At 45.4% G+C, this 3,037-nt stretch carries 1 protein-coding gene; it reads right to left on the bottom strand.

Annotated elements, in window-relative coordinates:
* The coding region (locus MR764_RS02835; protein ID WP_247977877.1) for a hypothetical protein at positions 1-3,037 on the bottom strand (3,037 nt) is incomplete at both ends.

Raw genomic sequence — 3,037 nt, 5'->3', positions numbered from 1 at the left:
AGTCCATGTATAGGTAATGCTAACCGGAGCCGCAGGGTTACCGCAAGCATCGGTATAGTTAGCAGTCCATGTTTGAGTATAGCTGCAACCGATGTTGGTAGAACCTTCAGTTGTAACGTTCGGTTCGAATTCACCTTCGCAGTTGTCTGATCCTGTGAAAACAGGAGCTACTACTTCCGGATTACAACCCAGGTCAGTATTTTCAGCGAGAGTGCTGATTACCGGAGCTTCAGTATCTTCTGTCCATGTATAGGTAATGCTAACCGGAGCAGCAGGATTACCGCAAGCGTCGGTATAGTTGGCAGTCCATGTTTGAGTATAGCTGCAACCGATGTTGGTAGAACCTTCAGTTGTAACGTTCGGTTCGAACTCACCTTCGCAGTTGTCTGATCCTGTGAAAACAGGAGCTACTACTTCCGGATTACAACCCAGGTCAGTATTTTCAGCCAGGGTGCTGATCACCGGAGCTTCAGTATCTTCAGTCCAGGTGTAGGTAATAACAACATCTTCAGCTTTATTTCCGAGGGCATCGGTATAGCTTGCTGTCCATGTTTGTGAATAAGCACATCCAACATTAGACGGTCCTGTAGTAGATACGCTGTCTGTCGGTAAAGGTAATACTTCGCCTTCACAGTTATCAGTGTAGGTAAATACAGGAGCTACTACTTCCGGGTTGCAACCCAAGTCTGCATTCTCAGCTGTGGTTTCTATGATCGGAACTCCATTATCTACTTGCCAAGTGTAAGTAATACTTACCGGAGCAGCGGGGTTACCGCAAGCATCAGTATAGTTAGCTATCCATGTTTGTGAATAGTTGCAACCGATACTGGTAGGACCGTCAGTAGTAACGATCGGTTCGAACTCACCTTCGCAGTTGTCTGATCCTGTGAAGACAGGAGCTACTACCTCCGGATTACCTCCCAGGTCACTGTTTTCAGCAAGGGTGCTGATTACAGGAGCTTCTGTATCTTCAGTCCAGGTATAAGTAATGCTAACCGGAGCAGCGGGATTACCGCAAGCATCGGTATAGTTAGCAGTCCATGTTTGAGTATAGCTGCAACCGATGTTGGTAGAACCTTCAGTTGTAACGTTCGGTTCGAACTCACCTTCGCAGTTGTCAGATCCTGTGAAAACAGGAGCTACTACTTCCGGATTACAACCAAGTTCTGCGCTTTCAGCAAGAGTGCTGATTACTGGAGCTTCTGTATCTTCAGTCCAGGTATAGGTAATGCTAACCGGAGCCGCAGGATTCCCGCAAGCATCGGTATAGTTAGCAGTCCATGTTTGAGAATAGCTGCAACCAATGTTGGTAGAGCCTTCAGTTGTAACGATCGGTTCAAATCCACCTTCGCAGTTGTCAAATCCTGTGAACACGGGAGCTACTACTTCCGGATTACAACCAAGTTCTGCGCTTTCTGCAAGAGTGCTGATCACCGGAGCTTCAGTATCTTCTGTCCACGTGTAGGTGACAGTCTTTTTAATCGAATTTCCACACTCGTCGTCTGCAGTAACAGTAAAGATCTGTGTTTTCATGCATTCGCCGGTAATAGCCCCTGCTTCTACCGAAATTTCAGGTTCTGCAGTGCAGTTGTCGGTAGCAGATGATGCAGCTTCAACAGATGCTACTGTAGGTAGTATTTCTGGATTGCATCCCAGTTCCAGATCGGCTGTAGGAACCGTTAACTTCGGCCTTATAGTATCGAGTACCTGAATTACTTGTTGGTCAGAAAATACGTTTCCACAAGCATCAGTAGCAGTCCAGTGTCTTACGAAAATCTTGTTGTTCGGACAAGCATCAAGTGCAGGTGTTAAACAAACGCTGTTGAACCTTACAACTCCGTCACCTCCCTGTTCATTCTCAACTGAGTATTTTCTTCCCCAAATCTTCCAGGTTCCGTTCATTGGGTCATCGCCAAATTCAGCAAAGCTATTTATGGCCACCATCCCAGGAATTGCATTTATGACAGACTCTGCTCCTGTAGGTTTAAAATATCCTGTATGTTGAGGTGTAGCATTACTCCATGTTTCACTTGCATTGTCGGAAAAGTTGATGTCAAATACACCGGTTTCGTTACAAGTCATGCAGTAGTCACCAACAATTTTCAGAGCTTTTCCTGATGGAGAAACCAGCCAGAATTCTGCCCGGCCTACTCCCTGGTTAGCTTCAAAAGCAATATTCAGGTTTGCAATGTCACTTTCTTTGTATCCATCCAGTCCTCTGATTTCGAACTCAAAGGTGTTCCCTTCTGCATTGGCACTCAGGTTGGTTGGGTCTTCAGTTCCGAAGCAAGGCAGGTCTTCGTGGACTAGAGAAGGACTGTCATCACAGTTGTCAGCTAAGTCGCTAACAACTCCTGTACTTAATGCGGTTGTGTCAGTATAGCAATTACTGTCTGCGTATATTGTTGTATCCTTTGGAACAGTGAAAGTTGGTGCAGTATTGTCATCAATATTAATAATTTGTTCAACTGTGTTTGAATTCTCACAAGCATCTTTTATTGTATAAGTGCGTGTAATTACGATTGGACAAGAACCGGTAACAACATCTTCATAGGTTACTATCAAGTCATTGTCTGCAGCACAGTTGTCAGAAATTGAAAGACCAAGTTGTTCAAGGCCTGCTACCGTTGTAACGGCTACCGGGGCATCAGATGCGTCACATCCTTCTAAATTGGTTTCTTCAATAGAACCTAATATTTGTGGAGCAGTTTGGTCAGAACCGGAGTAGGTCATTTCAACCGTAAAGTCGTTAGCTGCGCAACCGTCAGAAATATTATAAGTTCGAACGAGTGTCCAGTTGCACTGTCCGCCTGTTAATGTTTGGCTTACGAATGCTGCCGTTACTGTTCCACAGTCGTCAGAGTAAGCGGCTTCAATTGCAGCTTCATCATCGGCAGTCGGGTACAGTCCGTCAATTTCAGTTTCGTTGGCACAAGCATTAATATTGGCAACTCCTGAAGGAGTAATACCGGTTGCCGGATCCTGGTCAGAACCAGAGTAGGTCATTTCAACCGTAAAGTCGTTAGCTGCGCAACCG

Origin of the sequence: Maribellus sp. YY47, from assembly GCF_023111095.1 — a bacterium.
GTDB lineage: Bacteria > Bacteroidota > Bacteroidia > Bacteroidales > Prolixibacteraceae > Draconibacterium.
Note: the sequence above shows the minus strand (reverse complement) of the source record. Positions and strands in the feature narration are given on the sequence as shown.